Source organism: Paraburkholderia sartisoli, from assembly GCF_900107685.1.
GTDB lineage: Bacteria > Pseudomonadota > Gammaproteobacteria > Burkholderiales > Burkholderiaceae > Paraburkholderia > Paraburkholderia sartisoli.
In genome coordinates, this window is record NZ_FNRQ01000002.1 from 210,004 (window position 1) to 227,436 (window position 17,433).

The following is a 17,433-nucleotide window of genomic DNA, read 5'->3' on the forward strand; positions in this document are numbered from 1 at the left end:
ATAAGCGCGGGCCGCGTCGGTTGATCGTGGGTGGAACGGCACGCCCATCGTGTACGCCGGTGCAATAACTGCCGTTCCAGCCGCTACAATAGAGCCCGCTCTGTACCAGTACAAGTTAAGCAATTATTCTGGTATCAACACCACCCGCCTCCACACACATGATGACCCGGCCGCCTTCCCCCGAGCTTGTTGCGCCACCGCTCGACGCCACGCCCGCGCGCGCGCTCGGCGACTTCATCCGCGCGCATCGCGAACGGCTGTCGCCCCAGGCCGTCGGTTTGCCGCCCGGGCCCCGGCGGCGAACGCCCGGCCTGCGGCGCGAGGAAGTCGCGCAACTGTGCGGCGTCAGCCCGACCTGGTACACGTGGATCGAACAGGGCCGCCCCGTGTCGGCCTCCGCCGATGCGCTCGCGCGCATCGCCGTCGCGTTGCAGTTGTCGCGCGCCGAGCGGGCGTATCTGTTCGAACTCGCCGCGCAGCGCGACCCCGCCGAGCCCGACCCGGCCGCCGCCGACGCGCCCGCGCGCCTGCTCGAAACCGTCCAGCTGATCGACGCGCCCGCTTACGTGCTCGACCGGCAGTGGAACGCGCTCGCCTGGAACGCGCGGGCGGCCGACCTCTTTGTCGGCTGGCTCGACGACGGCCACGACCGCAACCTGCTGCGCTTCACGTTCACCGGGCCCGGCGCGCGCGAGCTGATCGCCGACTGGGAGCCGCGCGCGAGGCGGCTCGCCGCCGAGTTTCGCGCGGATTCGATCCGTCACCTGAACGAAGCGCCGACGCGCACGCTGATCGATTCGCTGAGTGCGGCGAGCGACGCGTTCGCGCGCTTCTGGGCGTCGCAGGACGTGGGTGGACGCGAAGGTGGCAGGCGGGAGTTCAACCACCCGCGTCACGGCCGCATCGTCTACGACCAGATGACGTTCAAGCCCGCGCATCGCGAGGATCTGAAGCTCGTCGTCCTCGTGCGGATGTAGGCTGCCTTGCGGGACGGCTCGCGGCTGGCGCCGGCGCGCGGGCCCGGGGGGAGCCGGAACGTCGCCGGATGCTAAAATCGCTGTCCCGATGAAATCTTTTCTACCGGCGACGTGGCTACAGGTCGCCCGCCTTTCACCGTCTCTCCACTGCCAAACATCATGACGTCCCAACTGCACAAAAAAGGCGAAGCCTGGTCGGCACGCTTCTCGGAGCCGATGTCGGAACTCGTCAAACGCTATACGTCGTCGGTTTTCTTCGACAAGCGTCTGGCGCTGGTCGATATCGAAGGCTCGCTCGCGCACGCCTCGATGCTGGCGGCGCAGAAGATCATCGCCGCCGACGACCTCGCCGCCATCCAGCGCGGCATGGCGCAGATCAAGGGTGAAATCGAGCGCGGCGAGTTCGAGTGGCAACTCGACCTGGAAGACGTCCACCTGAACATCGAGGCGCGCCTGACGGCGCTGATCGGCGACGCGGGCAAGCGCCTGCACACCGGCCGCTCGCGTAACGACCAGGTCGCGACCGATATCCGTCTGTGGCTGCGTGGCGAGATCGACCGCATCGGCGGCTTGCTGAAGGACCTGCGCGGCGCGCTGATCGATCTGGCTGAACAGAACGCCGCGACGATCATGCCAGGGTTCACGCATCTGCAGGTCGCGCAGCCGGTGACGTTTGGGCATCACCTGCTCGCCTACGTCGAAATGTTTTCGCGCGACGCCGAGCGCATGCGCGATTGCCGTACGCGCGTGAACCGTCTGCCGCTGGGCGCGGCGGCGCTCGCCGGCACGAGCTATCCGATCGATCGGCATGCCGTCGCGAAGACGCTCGGCTTCGACGGGATCTGCGCGAATTCACTCGATGCGGTTTCGGATCGCGATTTCGCGATTGAATTCACGGCGGCGTCGGCACTGGTGATGACGCATGTGTCGCGGTTCTCGGAAGAGCTCGTTTTGTGGATGAGCCCGCGGGTTGGGTTTATCGATCTCGCGGACCGCTTCTGCACTGGCTCGTCGATCATGCCGCAGAAGAAGAATCCCGATGTACCCGAGCTCGCGCGCGGCAAGACCGGACGGGTGAACGGGCATCTGATGGCCTTGCTCACGCTGATGAAGGGCCAGCCGCTCGCCTATAACAAGGACAATCAGGAAGACAAGGAGCCGTTGTTCGACACCGTCGATACGGTCGCCGATACGTTGCGGATTTTTGCCGAGATGGTTGCCGGGATCAAGGTCAAGCCCGCGGCCATGCGGGATGCGGCGCTTCAAGGGTTTTCGACCGCCACCGATCTCGCGGATTATCTGGTCAAGCGCGGGTTGCCGTTTCGGGATGCTCATGAGGCGGTTGCGCTTGCGGTGCGCGTTTGCGTCGATCGTGAGTGCGATCTTGCTGATCTTTCGCTTGAAGAGATGCGGAGTGAATTGCCTGGGGTCGCTCACCTCATCGGTGAGGATGTTTTTGAATACCTCACGCTTGAAGGCTCCGTCGCGAGCCGGAATCATCCAGGCGGGACCTCGCCTGAGCAGGTTTTGAATGCTGTTCGAGAGGCTCGGGCGGCGTTAGGTTAGGGGTTCTGTTTTTTTATTCTGGGCGGCCCTTTTTGTTTCGGGTCCGCTCTTTTTGAATATCACGCAATTAACAGATGTTAGTCGGCGGGATCTGCACTTCTGCTGTGTGGTTTCCCCAACGCACTGTTACATACTCTCGCTTGACGATAGTATTGCGACGCAATAGTATTAGAACATGATCAAGACCTTCCGCTGCGTTGACACCGAGGCTCTGTTCATGGGCACGAGAGTTGCGAGATTCGCAAATATTGAGAAAGTCGCGATGCGGAAGCTCGCCATGCTACATCGAGCGGTGAATCTGGATGATTTGAGGATTCCGCCGAACAATCGTTTGGAGGCCCTCGTGCGGGATCGGGCCGGGCAGCACAGCATCAGGATCAACGATCAGTACCGCGTATGTTTTCGGTTTAATGCCGGGGACGCATCTGACGTCGAGATCGTCGACTACCACTAGGAGGTGCCGTCTATGCCACGTGAAATTCCCTATCCCCATCCGGGGGAGATCCTGTCGGAAGAGTTCCTGCTTCCGATGGGTATTAGCGCGTACCGGCTTGCCAAGGACATCGGAGTCACCCAGCAACGTATTGGCGAGATCGTCGCGGGCCATCGCTCGGTAACGGTCGATACCGGTTTGCGTCTGTCCCGATACTTTGGCACGAGTGACGAATTCTGGACCGGTCTCCAGTTGGACTATGACACGGCTCATATGAAAGATGAACTGGCGCGTCAACTGGATGCGATTCATCGCTATGAGCCTGAGTCTGCGTGACGTTGCGGCTGGCTTTGGGTGGTCTTTTTCTTTGGCCTTTCCTTGAATTCGCGTCGGTCTATTAGTGTCGCCCCTGTGCGGGGCGGCACTCTCAATCTCTTCGGCAAGCCAGTGCACATGTCCACCTCGCCTTCGCACGACCCGTTCACGTTCAGTTGACCTCGTGACGCGCCACCACACGCCACCGGCGCTTGCCCGAAGGCCCAACCCCTCAGTCGTTGCCCACGGTCTCCGACAACCGCTTTAGCGTCGCGACCCGCGCGCCTATGATGTCGATCCGCCCGCGTGCGTCAACCAGCGGCATCGTCACGTTGCGAAAACCCAGCCACGCGCGTTGCGCGCGAACCAGCTTCGGCCGCTCGCGTGAAGGCATCTCCCTGTGCAGCCGCTGGTAGTAACGGTTCAGATCCCGGTTCGCATGCGCGCAGTCAGCATCACGGGAACACGCCCTCGGACGCGGCGACGGCTTGTTGCCGCCACCCCCATTGGCCTCGTTCGCGGCGGCGCGAAGCGTCAGCGCGCGGTCTCGTACAGGCTGCAGTTGCATGTCGGCCTCGAACAGCACGTACATCGTGCCACTCGTCGTCTCGAAAACTGCCCTCAGCATCGGTGCCTCGGCGTCGCGCCACGCCTTCCAGCTTCGCTGGCTACGCTCCCAACCCCTGCGTTGCGATGTCTTCACCTTTGCCAGCAACTGCTGGTACGCAAGATCAGACGCGGACTGCCACGCCGCCCGCGCCGTTTCCATGCACTGCACCTGCCCCGCCGTCGACGACATGTCGCTACGCGCAAGGCACGTGCGCATCGACGCGTCGATCGGATCGGCCGCCGCGACTTCGGCGCGCGCCACGCCGGACTGCACGGCCAGTGCCACGACGGCCGCGCACCATCCCGCGCGCACCGCCGCCTTCAGATGCCCCTTCATCTTCAGCCGGCCCGCACGCAATCGACGAAGTACTCGATGCGCCCGTTGATCATCTCGCCCACCAACCCGTGAATGTCGGTATGGAAACCCGGGAAGCGCTCGTTGAATTCGCGCGCGAACCGCAGGTAGTTGACGATCGTCTTGTTGAAACGCTCGCCCGGAATCAGCAGCGGAATGCCCGGCGGATATGGCGTCAGCAGAATCGATGTCACGCGGCCCTCGAGTTCGTCGATCGGCACCCGGTCGATCTCGCGATGCGCCAGCTTCGCAAACGCGTCGGACGGCTTCATCGCCGGTTCCATGCTCGACAGGTACATTTCGGTCGTCAGCCGCGCGATGTCGTTCGCGCGGTAGACGCTGTGGATCTGCTCGCACAGGTCGCGCAGGCCGATGCGCTCGTACATCGGATGATGCGAGACGAACTCGGGCAGCACGCGCCACAGCGGCTGGTTGTTGTCGTAGTCGTCCTTGAACTGCTGGAGCTCGGTGACCATCGAGTTCCAGCGGCCCTTCGTGATGCCGATCGTGAACATGATGAAGAACGAATACAGCCCGGTCTTCTCGACGATGATGCCGTGCTCGGCCAGGTATTTCGTCACGATCCCGGCCGGAATGCCGGATTCGCCGAAATCGCCGTCCACGTCCAGACCCGGCGTGACAATCGTCGCCTTGATCGGGTCGAGCATGTTGAAGCCCTCGGCGAGCGGGCCGAAACCGTGCCAGCGGTCGTTCGGGCGCAGCATCCAGTCCTCGCGCGAGCCGATGCCCTCGTCCGCGAACTGGTCGGGGCCCCACACCTTGAAGAACCAGTCCTCGCCGTACTCGGCGTCGACCTTGCTCATCGCACGACGGAAATCGAGCGCCTCGGCGATCGATTCCTCGACGAGCGCCGTGCCGCCCGGCGCTTCCATCATCGCCGCGGCCACGTCGCACGACGCGATGATCGCGTATTGCGGGCTCGTCGACGTATGCATCAGATACGCCTCGTTGAAACGATGCCTGTCGAAGCGGCTGTTTTTCGAGTCCTGCACGACGATCTGCGAAGCCTGCGAAATGCCGGCCAGCAGCTTGTGCGTGGAGTGCGTCGCGAATACCATCGCGCCGATGCGCGGACGACCCGCGCCGATCGCGTGCATGTCCTGATAGAACGAGTGAAACTCGGCATGCGGCAGCCACGCTTCGTCGAAGTGCAGCGTGTCGAGCCAGTCGCCCAGCATTTCCTTGATCATCTCGACGTTGTAGATCACGCCGTCGTACGTGCTCTGCGTGATGGTCAGGATGCGCGGCTTGAGGTCGGGATTCCTCGCGAGCGCCTCACGCGCGAACGGATTCGCCTCGATCTTCCGGCGGATGTTGTCCGGCTCGAATTCGCTGCGCGGAATCGGACCGATGATGCCGAAGTTGTTGCGCGTCGGCGTCAGGAACACCGGAATCGCGCCAGTCATCGTGATCGCGTGCAGGATCGACTTGTGGCAGTTGCGGTCCACCAGCACGATGTCGCCAGGCGCGACCGTGCCGTGCCAGACGATCTTGTTCGACGTCGACGTGCCGTTCGTCACGAAAAACACGTGATCCGCGCTGAAAATGCGCGCCGCGTTGCGCTCGGACGCCGCCACCGGCCCGGTATGGTCGAGCAGCTGGCCGAGTTCGTCCACGGCGTTGCAGACGTCCGCGCGCAGCATGTTCTCGCCGAAGAACTGGTGGAACATCTGGCCAAGCGGGCTCTTCAGGAACGCGACGCCGCCCGAGTGGCCCGGGCAGTGCCACGAATACGAACCTTCTTCCGCGTACTGCACCAGTTCCTTGAAGAACGGCGGCGCGAGCGAGTCCAGATACACCTTGGCCTCGCGGATGATGTGGCGCGCGACGAACTCCGGCGTGTCCTCGAACATGTGGATGAAGCCGTGCAGTTCGCGCAGGATGTCGTTCGGCAGGTGGCGCGACGTGCGCGTTTCGCCGTACAGGAAAATCGGAATATCCGCGTTGCGGCGGCGCACTTCGGTCACGAACGCGCGCAGCGCGACGATCGCGGCGGCGAGCTCGGGCGTCTCGCCCTCGACCACGACGTTGTCGACGTACGGCAAGAGTTCATCGTCGTCGATCGACAGGATGAAGCACGACGCACGACTCGACTGCTGCGCAAACGAAGTCAGGTCGCCATAGCTCGTGAGCCCGAGCACTTCCGCGCCTTCTTTCTCGATGGCTTCGGCCAGTGCCCGGATGCCGGAACCCGAAATGTTCTCGGAGCGGAAATCTTCGTCGATGATGACGACGGGAAAACGAAACTTCATGGGCGATTCTCCAAAAAGAACGACCGCTGTCTTTTATAAAGAGCAGCGGTCACCCGTATAACTGGTGGGTCGATGCGCTGCGCGCGTCAGGTCCTCGGCAACGTCACGCCGTGCTGGCCTTGATACTTGCCGCCGCGATCCGCGTACGACGTCTCGCAAATCTCGTCGCTTTCGAAAAACAGCACCTGCGCGACGCCTTCGTTCGCGTAGATTTTGGCAGGCAAAGGTGTCGTATTTGAGAATTCGAGCGTGACGTGCCCTTCCCACTCCGGCTCGAACGGCGTCACGTTGACGATGATCCCGCAGCGCGCATACGTGGACTTGCCGAGGCAGACGGTCAGCACGCTACGCGGAATGCGGAAATACTCGACGGTGCGCGCGAGCGCGAACGAATTCGGCGGGATGATACAGACGTCGCCCTTGAAGTCGACGAACGATTTTTCGTCGAAGTTCTTCGGATCGACGATCGTCGAATTGATGTTCGTGAAGATCTTGAATTCGTCGGCGCAGCGAATGTCGTAACCGTAGCTCGACGTGCCATAGCTGACGATCTTCCGGCCGTCCTCGGAGACGCGAACCTGATCGGGCGCAAACGGCTCGATCATGTTGTGCAAGCCGGCCATGCGCCGGATCCACTTGTCGGATTTGATGGTCATAGTTGAACGCTGCCTGACGAATAAAAACCGGGTTGATGCCGGGTTGAGGTCGGGTTGATGTCTGCCAATGCCGGGTTGAAGCCGGGTTAAAACCTGTTAATTTGCCGGGCGAAAGCAGGTGAAAGCCAGACAGGCGGCTGGACCGCAGGCCAGATCCGGGGCGGCTGGCAAGGGGATAAGCCACGCGCGCTCCGGCTCGCGCCCGACGAAAGGCGCTTATTTTACGCGATCGAACAAAAGCTGCCGGTAACGGGAAATTTCACTGCCGGATCAGTCCGCACGCGAGCGGAACGCCCGCGCCATGCTGCGGATACGCGTACGGGTCGCTCGCGTCGTGATGCAGCAGCACTGAACGCTGCACCACTGAGCGCACGCCGTCGAGCGAGACTTCGGGCGCCACGATAAAGCCGCTCGCCACGCCGTTCGAATCCGCGTGAATGTTGCCGAGGTCGCCCTCGACGCGCGCGCCCGCCTTGAGCCGCTCCGCGCCCGGCGAGAAAATCGCGCCGGCGCTGGACCCGTCGGACGCGTTGCAGTCGCCGCGCTCGTGGATCTGCAGCGCGTGATCGCTGTTCGGGGGCAGGCCCGCCAGGTTGTACGTGACCTGCACGCCGTCCGAGCGCTCGATGAACGTCACGGTGCCGCGGGCCAAATTGCCTGCAGTGGGCAGCAACTGCGCGTCGGCGCGCTTTTCCTGCGGTCTCAGGAATGAAGTACAGCCGCACAGAAGCAGGCTGCTGGCAGCCAGAACGATGAACGCATGCACCGCCTGTCCGTCGATTCGTTGTCTCATGCGATCCTCTTGCCGGCCGGCGAGCGCCCCTGCGCCCGCCCCGCCAGACCTCGAAGCCGACATGATACCGCGCCGGCCTCGCGCATTGATGCATGTGACATGCCTGCCGGATGGCCAGCGCGGGCCGGTGCATGGACCCGCACGTTCCGGCCGCGAAACCCTCAGGTGTTCTGCACGACGATATTGGGAAATTTCGACGTCATGTCGCGCGCGCGTTCGGCGATATGGATCGCGACCTTGCGCGCGATCGAGCGGTAGATGTCGGCGATACGGCCGTCCGGATCGGCCACCACTGTCGGGTGGCCGGAGTCGGCCTGCTCGCGGATCGCGATATCGAGCGGCAGGCTGCCGAGCACGTCGACGCCGTACTCCTTGCCCATGCGCTCGCCGCCGCCGGCGCCAAAAACAGGCTCTTCATGACCGCAGTTCGAGCAGATATGCATGCCCATGTTCTCGACGATGCCGAGAATCGGAATGCCCACCTTTTCGAACATCTTGAGGCCCTTCTTCGCGTCGAGGAGCGCGATGTCCTGCGGCGTCGTGACGATCACCGCGCCCGTCACCGGCACGCGCTGCGACAGCGTGAGCTGGATGTCGCCCGTGCCCGGCGGCATGTCGACGATCAGATAGTCGAGATCCTGCCAGTTCGTCTGCCGCAGCAGCTGTTCGAGCGCCGACGTCGCCATCGGGCCGCGCCACACCATCGGATTATCCTGGTCGACCAGAAAGCCGATCGAGTTGGCCTGCACGCCGTGACCGGTCATCGGAGTCATCGACTGGCCATCCGGCGATTCCGGCCGGCCCTCGATGCCCAGCATCATCGGCAGCGACGGGCCGTAGATGTCGGCGTCCAGAATGCCGACCGAGGCACCATCGCTCGCGAGCGCGAGCGCGAGATTCACGGCCGTCGTGCTTTTGCCGACGCCGCCCTTGCCCGACGCCACGGCGACGATGTTCTTCACGTTCGGCAACAGCTTGACGCCACGCTGCACGGTATGCGCGGCGATTTGCTGGGACACCTGCACGCGGACGTTCGCGACGCCCGGCACCTCGCGCAGCGCGCCGGCGACCAGCGCCTCGATCGCCGCGAACTGACGTCTGGCCGGATAGCCGAGTACCACGTCGACGCTCACCGTTGCATCATCGACGGAAACGTTCTTGAAGTTCTTTGCTGCCGCAAACGGGTGGCCGGTGTTAGGGTCAGAGACTGCCGCGAGTGCGGCGTCGACCAAAGCCCGATCGATACTCATTGAAACTCCAGGAACACCCGTGGCACAGTCGGATCGAAACATCGCCTGCCACAGGAAATTGAAAGAAATTGTTGCACGGCATTGCGAAAAACGGGCTTGCCGGGCACGCTTCGGCGGCAATTGTCTGCAGGGTCACATCGCCGTGCAATGATCCATTATTGTAGTGGCTGGCGCGTGGCCTTGCCTGAAGTCCCTTTTCCGCTGTCGGTGCAGATATCCTGCCCGGCTTTCTGCCTGAGTCATCGACGACTGGTTTTTTGAAGAGAGGAACGAAAAATGAACACGAAAATCATCAACCGTCTTACGGTGTTTGCAGCTGCTGGCGCGCTGCTCGCGGGCTGCGCCACCCAGCAGGGTAATGAAACGGCGCTCGGCACGGGCGTGGGCGCGGCAACGGGCGCGGGCCTCGGCGCGATCTTCGGCGGCGGCAAGGGCGCTGCGATCGGCGCGGGCGTCGGCGCGGCGGTCGGCGGCATCACCGGCTACAACTGGCAGGCGATTCACAACAAGCTGTCGGGCGCCACGAAGGGCACCGGCACGCAGATCACCGAGCAGCCGGACGGCTCGCTCAAGCTGAACATCCCGAGCTCGGTCACGTTCGACACCAACAGCTACGCGATCAAGCCTTCGTTCGCGCCGGTGCTGGACCAGGTCGCACAGACGCTCAACCAGAGCCCGGAAGTGATCGCGCAGGTGGTCGGCCATACGGACAGCACGGGCCAGGCGGCGTACAACCAGACGCTGTCGGTGAACCGCGCGCAGAGCGTGGTGAACTATCTGGCAACGCATGGCGTCGCGGCGCAGCGCCTGTCGGCACAGGGCATGGGCGCGACGCAGCCGGTCGCGGACAACAATACGGAAGCAGGTCGCGCCCAGAACCGCCGCGTCGAAATCTATCTGCGCGCAACGGCCCAGCCGGGTCAGGCGCCGAAGTAAGCGCGTATTCATGAGGGGAATGGCGAGCCACGCGGCCTGCCGGGAAGGCTGGCCGCGCGGGCTGAACGGCCAGCCAGCGGATAAAAACTGCGAATCGAAAAAAATTCGAACTCTGCTGAAAATCCGCTGTCTTTCTTTACGGTACGTGGCTGGCGATGCCACCGCGTCACCATTCTCCTCTTGTCGTTGTTGCTCCGGGGCTCAGCCCCGGTTTTTTTTGGGCGCCCGGTTTTCGGCAACACGCCCACTCCCGGCTGTCGACCAGAGTTAGCGCTTTAGCTGTCGACCAGAGTTGGCGCTTCAGTGTCTATTCTGGTCCCATGCAAATTGTTGCGGTCGACCAGAGTTCGCGTGTCGGCTGGAGTTAGCGCTTTAGCGCTAACTCCAGCCCCATAGCGCATTACTCTGTTCCCATGCAGGTTATTGCTGCCCGTCACCCAGATTCATCCGCGTGTCTGCCGCCGCGCATGCACCTGTTCTCCGGCCATCCGGCCAGGGCCGCGTGGGCTGGCCTGCCCTGCTAGAATCGAAGTTTCGTCCTTCCGCAAGCCCCAGAATCCCTATGTCAGCACCCGCTACCGATCTCACCGCAGGCACGCCGCCAGGCCGTCGCCAGATTCTCGTCACGTCCGCGCTTCCATACGCGAACGGACAGATTCACATTGGCCACCTGGTCGAATACATCCAGACGGACATCTGGGTCCGCTCGATGCGCATGCACGGACACGAGATCTACTACGTGGGCGCCGACGACACGCACGGCACGCCGGTCATGCTGCGCGCCGAAAAGGAAGGCATCACGCCGAAGCAGCTGATCGACCGCGTCTGGCAGGAACACAAGCGCGATTTCGACAGCTTCGGCATTTCCTTCGACAACTACTATTCGACCGATTCGGAAGAGAACCGCGTGCTGAGCGAATCGGTCTACGTCGCGCTACGCGACGCGGGCCTCATCGAGGCGCGCGACATCGAGCAGGCGTATGACCCAGTCAAGGAAATGTTCCTGCCGGATCGCTTCATCAAGGGCGAGTGCCCGAAGTGCGGCGCGAAAGACCAGTACGGCGACAGCTGCGAAGTGTGCGGCTCCACGTATTTGCCGACCGAGCTGGTCAACCCGTACTCGGTCGTCTCGGGTGCCACGCCGGTCCGCAAGACGTCGACGCACTATTTCTTCCGCCTGTCGGACCCGCGCTGCGAAAACTTCCTGCGCGGCTGGGTGGGTGGCCTGGCGCAGCCGGAAGCCACCAACAAGATGCGCGAGTGGCTCGGCGATTCGGGCGAAGCGAAGCTTGCCGACTGGGACATTTCGCGCGACGCACCGTACTTCGGCTTCGAGATTCCGGGCGCGCCCGGCAAGTACTTCTACGTGTGGCTCGATGCGCCGGTCGGCTATTACGCGAGCTTCAAGAACCTTGCCGAGAAGCGCGGTATCGATTTCGACGCGTGGACGCGCAAGGGGTCGACGGCCGAGCAGTATCACTTCATCGGCAAGGACATCCTCTATTTCCACACGCTGTTCTGGCCGGCGATGCTCGAATTCTCGGGGCATCGCACGCCGACCAACGTGTTCGCGCACGGCTTCCTGACGGTGGACGGCGCGAAGATGTCGAAGTCGCGCGGCACGTTCATCACCGCGCAAAGCGTGATCGACACCGGCCTGAACCCGGAGTGGCTGCGCTACTACTTCGCGGCCAAGCTGAACAGCACGATGGAAGACCTCGACCTGAGCCTCGACGACTTCCAGGCGCGCGTCAACAGCGACCTCGTCGGCAAGTACGTGAACATCGCGAGTCGCGCGGCGGGTTTCCTGATCAAGCGGTTCGAAGGCCGCATCCAGGACAGCGCGATGCATCATCCGCTGCTCGCCACGTTGCGCGCCGCCATTCCGCAAATCGCGGCGAACTACGAGGCGCGCGAGTACAACCGCGCGCTGCGCCAGACGATGGAACTCGCCGACGCCGTGAACGGCTACGTCGACACGGCCAAGCCGTGGGACCAGGCCAAAGACCCGGCGAACGCGGTCGCGCTGCATGAAACCTGCTCGGTGAGCATCGAGGCGTTCCGGCTGCTTTCGCTCGCGCTCAAGCCGGTTCTGCCGAAGCTCGTCGAAGGCGTCGAAGCGTTCCTCGGCATCGAGCCGCTCAAGTGGTCCGACGCAACGGCGCCGCTCAGCTCCACGCGCGCAATCAACACATACAAGCACCTGATGACGCGCGTCGATCCGAAGCAGATCGAGGCGCTGCTCGACGCGAATCGCGACTCGCTGCAAGCCACGGAATCCGGCGCGCCAACCGCCGACGAAAAGGCCAAAGCCAAAGCAAAGGCAAAAGCCGCGGCGTCGAACGGCAAGTCGGAGAACAAGGCCGACGCGGAAGAATCGCCGCTCATCTCGATCGACGATTTCGCGAAAATCGATCTGCGGATAGCGAAGATCGTCGACTGCCGCGCGGTCGAAGGGTCGGACAAGCTGCTGCAACTGACGCTCGACGTCGGCGAAGAGAAAACCCGCAACGTGTTCTCGGGCATCAAGTCGGCGTATCAGCCGGAGCAGCTCGTCGGCAAGCTGACCGTGATGGTCGCCAATCTCGCGCCGCGCAAGATGAAGTTCGGTCTGTCGGAAGGCATGGTGCTCGCGGCATCGGCGGCTGACGAGAAAGCCGAGCCGGGTATCTACGTGCTCGAACCGGGCAACGGTGCGAAGCCCGGCATGCGCGTGAAATAACCCGTGAAGCATCGCGCGAAATAACGCACAGTGAAGGCGCGCGGGCCCGCGCCTTCGGCTCATCAAAAGCACGTCCGCGGACGTGCTTTTTTATTGCCTGCTCACCAGTTGATCCGGTCGAAGCGTCGGGTGTAGAAAAGTTCGACGCCTTCGAACGTGCCGCCGTACGCGGCAACCGACCAGTAGCGCGTGAGATTCACGGTCGCCTTGATCGCGTTGCTCGCGGTCTGCAAGCCCTGCTCGTAGCCGAGCACGAGCCATTCGTTGATCGCCTTCGACACCATCACCACTTCGGGGTCCGTCAGGCCGACGTCGCTGCGCCCGATCGTGAACTCGTCGAGCCCGAGCGTGTTGGCGATCCGCTTGCCGCTCGCGCTGCCCAGCAGCGCGAGCGCGGTCGTCATCGTGTTCTGCTGCCCGAGGTTGTTGCCCTGATCGGTGCCGTGACCGAACAGCAGCCACGAGAGCTTTTCGTTGTCCGCCACGTTCGGCTCGGACACGAGCTTCACGACCGGCGACTGGATCGTGCCGGTCACCTGCACGCCCGCCTCGACCTGCTGGTTGCGGCGCATCGCGAGAATGTTGATGCCCGGATTCGCCACCGGCCCGTTGAACGTGAAGAAGCCGTTTTCGATGCCGAGCTTGCGGCCAAACGTGGTGTAGGTCGATCCTTCGGTGACGCGCACGTTGCCCACCGCGCGCAGCGGCAGGTTCGGCGCGCTCATCGCGGTAATCGTGCCGCGCAGGCCAAGATCGGCGCCCTGCCCGCGGAAGCGGAAATTGTTGCCGAGGTTGATGTCGATGTTCGCGCGCGGCGCGAACGGCCCGATGGGCTTGTCGCTGCCCGCCACGGTCGGCTGCTTCTCGCCGCGCACGGTGCCGTCCGGACGCACGATCACCACGTCGTCGCCGAGCTTCGGCGCCGACTGTTCCGGCATATCGAAGAGCGCGTGGTCGACGTTGAACTTGCCATCGATCGCAAGCCCGCCGAGCGGCCCGGCGCTCGCGACACTCGCACTGCCCGACAGCGACAGCTCGCGATCCGGCGAAGCGAACAGTTCGAGCTTGTCGGCGACGATGCTCGCCTTCACGTCCGGGTCCGGGCCGCCGAGCCTGACCTGACCGGTGGCGCGCAGCGTGCCGCTCGCGCCGTGAAACTCGACCTGCTGGAAGTCGACGAGATTGTCGGACAGCGCGATGTGGATCGCGCCGTCCTTCAGCTGCACGCCCTGGTCGACGAGCGTCGCCGAAAGCCCGTCGCCGATCAGCGAGCCCGACAGGTTCGGCTTCGCGACGGTGCCGGCGAGCGCGAGCTTCAGCGCGAGGTGTCCGTCGAGCAGATAGCTCGGGCCGAACAGGCCGCCGGTCGTTTTCAGCGACGGGATGTTCGCGTTCACGTTGCCCGTCAGCGGCGCTTCTTCGCCCGCCGTCAGCAGGCCGTCCTGCATGACGAGCGTCGTGTGGGCGTCGGCGTCGATCACGCCGAGCCGGTTCGCCTGCGCATGCACGGTCGCGTTCAGACGGTTGCCGCCGCTGAAATCGGCGCGCGCCGCGATGTCCGTGATACCCAGCGAAGCGAGACCGCGCCCGACTTCGACCGTGATGTCACCCGTGCGGCGCTTCAGCTGGATGTGGCCCGTGGCCGTCTCGCCGAGCGAAAAATCCCAGTCGCCGTCGAAGACCAGATCGGTTTTGACGACCGGCGGCGTGCCGGTGATTTCCTGCCGCAGTTCCTGCAGACGCGGCACCGAGATGTTGGTGATCGCGCCCGCCGAGCGGATCCGGCCATGATCCAGGACAAAGGATTTCAGGTCGAGCACCGCGGTTTCGAGCGTCAGGCGCGTCGAACCCAGCGTCACGCGGCTCGGGGCGACGCTCACCGTCAGCGGCGATTCGAGGTTGAGCGACGGCGTGCCGCGGTTCTGCAGGCGCGTCACCGTGCCGTCCCAGTGCGTGCCGTCGCGCGCGTCCGTCAGATGGCCGCTGGCGGCGAGCGTCAGGTCCACCGGGCGCTCGCGGACCTTGCCGGTCACTTCGGCGTCGAGCGTGTGGTTCGCACGCGTGCCGCGCAGATGCGCGTTGAGCGTCGCCAGTTCGACGCCGTCGCTCGAGAGGTTGCGCGCGTCCGTCGTGAAGACGAGCGCGCCGTTCGCGCCGTCGCGCAGCTCGGCGTGGCCTTCCGCGTGGCCGAGCCGGTTCTCGCCGAACGTCACGTTGTCGGCCTTGTAGTTCAGCACGACGTCCGGATGCGCGAACGAGCCGGTGACATCGCCGTCCGCCGCGACAAAGCCCGCGATGCCGAATCCGAGCCGCTCCAGTTGCGGCGCATCGACCCGGAACCGCAGACGGTCTCCACGCGCGCCGAAACTGCCCTGCAGATCGACGTCGTTACCCGCGATCGAGAGGCTCGCCTTGCTCGGCAGGATGCGTGAGCCGGCAAGCTGGATCGTGCCGTTGCCTGTCAGCGGCAGATCGTCGTAGACGCTCGGGCCAAGCCGGAATTCGGCCTTCGTGGTGAACGTCGGGCCCAGCACGCCAGCCGCCGTGATCGCACCGTTGACGCGTGCCTCGATCCGGCGTTTCGCCGGAGCCGGATGTTTTGCGGCGGGTTTGCGGGGCGCTGTGGCGGTCGGAACTGAAGCAGTGGGGACCTTCGCTGCCTTGCCGCCCTTTGCTGCCGAAGCCGAAGCCGGAGCCCGGGCCGGCATCTGCGAGGTGAGCAGCAGCGGATCGAAGTCGGTCAGCGTCGCCTTCAGGTTGTAGGTGGAATTCGCGTCGTGCTTGATGGCGCCGGACAGATCGATGCGGCCCTTGCCGGCCGTCAGCCTGACGTCGCTCAGGCTCATGCGCGCCGGATCGAACGTCACCTTGCCCTGCGCGCGGAGCGCCGCCTTCGGATCGTTGAGGTCGAGCGTGATGCTCTGGATGTCGTCGTTCAGGCGGATGCCGACCGGCCCGGACAACTGCGTCGGCATGACGCTCGCCTCGATCGCGTTCAGGTCGAGACCCGCGACGTGCAGATCGAACTGGCCGCGCTTGCCGGCGAGCGCGCCGCCACCGGTGACCGTCGCGTTTTTCACGAGCCGCACGTTCAGGTTCGAGATGCGCTGTGTGTGGGCGTCGAGTCGCACGTCGGCATGGGCGTCGATGAGCGGCAGCAGTGTCTGGTCGATGCCGCCCGGCTTCGCATTGACAATCGAGATCGACCCGGCGACCGCGAAGCCAGGCGTTTTCGCGGCCTGTGCGGCGCCGCTCGCGGCCGCGGGAGCGGAAGCCGGTGCGGAGCCACTTGCCACGCTGGCCGCGCGCGCCTCACTCGCCACACGCCCCGCGACGGCAACGCCTGACACGCGTGCGCTGCTTGCAGAGCGCGCCGCCGATGCCGCACGACCAGCAGCACTAGCCGCTTTCGCGGCCGGTATGCCATTTGATTCATTCGCGCTTCTGGAACCTGTCGCACCCTTCGCGCCACTCGCGGCAGCGGCTGTGGGTGCGACTGGCGCAACCGCCGAAGCACCCGCAGCCGAAGCCCTCTCAGGCGCCAGCACCACCGTCGCGCCATCCTCCGCCCCAACCGGCTGCAACTCGGCGCGCACCGCCAGGTCGGCGAACGGCGCACCCGGCGCAAACGCCTGCGGATTCACGTGATCGAACGTCAGCGTCGCGCGCCGGATCGGCACGGCGGCAAACGGCGTCGCCTCGACGCGCGCGTGGCCCGAAAGCTTCATGCCACTGGCATCGAGCTCGGCGACGAGCGTCTCCAGCGATCCCGTCAGATGGCCGCCAACCTGAACCGCTTCGTCGTTGACCTTGCCGGAATAGCCGGCGTCGCCCGTCAGCGGAAACGGCTTGACACCATCCAGCTTCGCCGACGCCGTCACCGCGCCGAACGGCGTCTCGAGCCGGTCGATCGCGGCCTCGTGATGACGCCCGTCGCTGTGCCCATGAAACACGAAACGCGAGAATTCGGTCGTCGATGCACCCTGCCGCAACAGCAGCCTGTCCACCCGCAGGTCGCGCACGTCGAGTTGCAGCGGCAGGCGCAGGTCCTGCGGCAACGTCAGCGGACCCGAACTGGATTCAGAAGGCGCGACCCGCGCGTCGATCGTGCCGATGTGCAGATAGTCGACCGAAAAACGCCACGGCTTGTCAGTCAGCGCCCAGCGGCCGGCGATACGGTCGATCCTGATATCGGTGCCGCTGCCGTCGAGGCTGCGCCATTGCAGCTGATGCAGCCGCACACCGGTTGCGATCGTGCCGCCGTCGAGCGTGCCGGTGAGCCGGCCGTCCAGCATCCTGACCGCCACGCGCCACGCGTACGCCGTGCCGCGCTCGGTCGTGAGCGTGCCGTACAGCAGGCCCGCGACCAGCGCGACCAGCACCACTGGCACCGTGGCCGCCCACACGAGCGCCATCCACAACCGGCGGCGCCGGCGCGGACGCACGGGCGGCGGCGCGGCTCCCCCGGGGCCGTCGGGACCGCCTGGCGTGGCGTCGCCGGGCTGGTCGGGTGGCGGGTTGGCGGGCGTGTCCGTCGTCATGAATAAA

General features: G+C 64.5%; 12 protein-coding genes. 6 read left to right on the top strand and 6 right to left on the bottom strand.

Going from position 1 to position 17,433, the window contains the following annotated elements; all coding sequences use genetic code 11:
* The first annotated feature begins 161 nt into the window (after positions 1-161).
* From BLV45_RS08125 to BLV45_RS08140, 4 genes are all read left to right on the top strand, one after another.
* The gene (locus BLV45_RS08125) at positions 162-977 is read left to right on the top strand and encodes a helix-turn-helix transcriptional regulator (RefSeq protein ID WP_090532801.1); all 816 of its coding nucleotides are present in this window, start codon (positions 162-164) and stop codon (positions 975-977) included.
* A gap of 159 nt (positions 978-1,136) precedes the next feature.
* Positions 1,137-2,543, top strand: coding sequence for an argininosuccinate lyase (gene argH, locus BLV45_RS08130; protein ID WP_090531630.1), 1,407 nt, complete (start codon positions 1,137-1,139; stop codon positions 2,541-2,543).
* A gap of 175 nt (positions 2,544-2,718) precedes the next feature.
* A complete protein-coding gene (locus BLV45_RS08135; protein WP_090531632.1) occupies positions 2,719-2,997 on the top strand; it encodes a type II toxin-antitoxin system RelE/ParE family toxin in 279 nt (92 codons plus the stop codon).
* Between the two features lie 12 nt (positions 2,998-3,009).
* Complete coding sequence (locus BLV45_RS08140) at positions 3,010-3,312, top strand: HigA family addiction module antitoxin (RefSeq protein ID WP_090531634.1); 303 nt, start codon at positions 3,010-3,012, stop codon at positions 3,310-3,312.
* Positions 3,313-3,523: 211 nt separating this feature from the next.
* Here the strand turns inward: BLV45_RS08140 and BLV45_RS08145 are convergent, their stop codons facing one another.
* The 5 genes from BLV45_RS08145 to apbC all read right to left on the bottom strand — a co-directional run bounded on the left by BLV45_RS08145 (position 3,524) and on the right by apbC (position 9,227).
* A complete protein-coding gene (locus BLV45_RS08145) occupies positions 3,524-4,237 on the bottom strand; it encodes a lysozyme inhibitor LprI family protein (RefSeq protein ID WP_090532803.1) in 714 nt (237 codons plus the stop codon).
* Positions 4,238-4,239: 2 nt separating this feature from the next.
* Complete coding sequence (locus BLV45_RS08150) at positions 4,240-6,528, bottom strand: arginine/lysine/ornithine decarboxylase (protein WP_090531636.1); 2,289 nt, start codon at positions 6,526-6,528, stop codon at positions 4,240-4,242.
* An 86-nt stretch (positions 6,529-6,614) separates the two neighbouring features.
* The gene (gene dcd, locus BLV45_RS08155) at positions 6,615-7,184 is read right to left on the bottom strand and encodes a dCTP deaminase (protein ID WP_090531638.1); all 570 of its coding nucleotides are present in this window, start codon (positions 7,182-7,184) and stop codon (positions 6,615-6,617) included.
* A gap of 259 nt (positions 7,185-7,443) precedes the next feature.
* Positions 7,444-7,977, bottom strand: a complete 534-nt coding sequence (locus BLV45_RS08160; RefSeq protein ID WP_090531640.1) for a superoxide dismutase family protein — start codon at positions 7,975-7,977, stop codon at positions 7,444-7,446.
* Between the two features lie 161 nt (positions 7,978-8,138).
* Entirely contained in the window at positions 8,139-9,227 is a 1,089-nt protein-coding gene (gene apbC, locus BLV45_RS08165) for an iron-sulfur cluster carrier protein ApbC (protein ID WP_090531642.1), read from the bottom strand.
* Positions 9,228-9,503: 276 nt separating this feature from the next.
* Here apbC and BLV45_RS08170 point away from each other — a divergent pair, with 276 nt between their 5' ends.
* Together BLV45_RS08170 and metG are read left to right on the top strand one after the other, a co-directional pair.
* A complete protein-coding gene (locus BLV45_RS08170) occupies positions 9,504-10,163 on the top strand; it encodes an OmpA family protein (RefSeq protein WP_090531644.1) in 660 nt (219 codons plus the stop codon).
* 562 nt (positions 10,164-10,725) lie between these two features.
* Positions 10,726-12,885, top strand: coding sequence for a methionine--tRNA ligase (gene metG / locus BLV45_RS08175; RefSeq protein ID WP_090531646.1), 2,160 nt, complete (start codon positions 10,726-10,728; stop codon positions 12,883-12,885).
* Between the two features lie 101 nt (positions 12,886-12,986).
* Here metG and BLV45_RS08180 read toward each other — a convergent pair whose 3' ends face one another.
* Positions 12,987-17,426, bottom strand: coding sequence for a translocation/assembly module TamB domain-containing protein (locus BLV45_RS08180; protein WP_090531647.1), 4,440 nt, complete (start codon positions 17,424-17,426; stop codon positions 12,987-12,989).
* Positions 17,427-17,433: the final 7 nt, after the last annotated feature.